This is a genomic window from Haoranjiania flava (assembly GCF_025631005.1).
Lineage (GTDB): Bacteria > Bacteroidota > Bacteroidia > Chitinophagales > Chitinophagaceae > Haoranjiania > Haoranjiania flava.
The window spans coordinates 1-1242 of sequence record NZ_JAOTPL010000046.1 but is presented as its reverse complement, the minus strand read 5'-3'; the positions used below and the strand labels follow the sequence as shown (position 1 = coordinate 1242).

Below are 1242 nucleotides of genomic sequence, written 5' to 3'. Positions count from 1 at the left end.
CCTGACTTCCGCACTTTTTTCAGAAAGACGTCCCTGCCTAATATAAGTTGTTGATTTACTGTAAATTACTTGTTTTCGAGTTTTGGTTTTGGGTGTCCCAGGACGATTTTTTTACTTTTGTCTTATGTTTATAAGGCAGAAGAAAAATAAAAGCGGAGTCATCAGTGTTCAAGTAATTGACAAAAGTTCCGGCAAGTATAATGTTTTAAAGACAATAGGAAGCAGTGCGATTCCATCAGAAATAAAAGTGTTGCTCAAAAAAGGAAACGAATTCATTCAAAGAACTACCGGACTTCAACAATTTGATTTTTCGGACACTAATGATGTAATCCAGCAGGTCTTGAACAATATAACCTCTCATAAGCTTGCAGGCATTGACCTGGTTTTAGGGCGAATATTTGATGAGATTGGATTTAATCAAATGAAAGACGATTTGTTTAAAGACCTGGTTTTATACCGTTTAGTCTATCCTAAAAGCAAACTAAAAACTACCGAATACCTTTACCGCTACGCTCAGAAAAACTATTCCGAAGATGACATTTATCGCTACCTGGATAAATTACATCATACTCAGAAAGACTTGGTTCAACGTATAAGTTATGAACATACCCGACAGATTTTGAAGGAGCAAATTAAAGTGGTTTTTTATGATGTAACCACTGTTTATTTTGAAATCGATAAGGAAGATGAACTTCGCAGAACCGGATTCTCAAAGGAAGGAAAACACCAAAATCCACAGATTGTATTAGGATTGCTTGTTAGCAAAGACGCTTATCCATTAGCTTATGACATTTTTGAAGGGAACAAATTTGAAGGCCACACAATTCTTCCGGTGTTAGAAGTTTTTAAAAAGAAATATAACCTGGAGCAATTAATTGTGGTGGCTGATTCGGGTTTGCTGTCAAAGCAAAATGTTATCGAACTGCACCAAAAGAATTATGAATTTATCCTTGGCGCACGCATTAAAAACGAGTCACAACCGATAAAGGAAAAGATACTTGCCTTAAAATTAAAAAACGGCGAAAGTGCCCTATTGGAAAAGGATGATTTAAAACTAATCATCACCTATTGTGACACCCGCGCCAGGAAAGATAAATACAATCGGGAAAAAGGGCTTAGAAAGCTCGAAAAGCGCATAAGAACGGGGAAGCTTACCAAATCGGGAATCAACAATCGGGGCTACAATAAATACCTCAAATTGGAGGGAGAAATAAATGTTGCTATCGACAGGAAAAAATTTGA

General features: G+C 36.6%; 1 protein-coding gene. It reads left to right on the top strand.

The window, feature by feature from the left end; genetic code table 11:
- Positions 1-124 precede the first annotated feature (124 nt).
- Positions 125-1242, top strand: a 1118-nt coding sequence (locus OD355_RS13775) for an IS1634 family transposase (RefSeq protein ID WP_263039075.1), incomplete at its 3' end; no start/stop codon positions are given.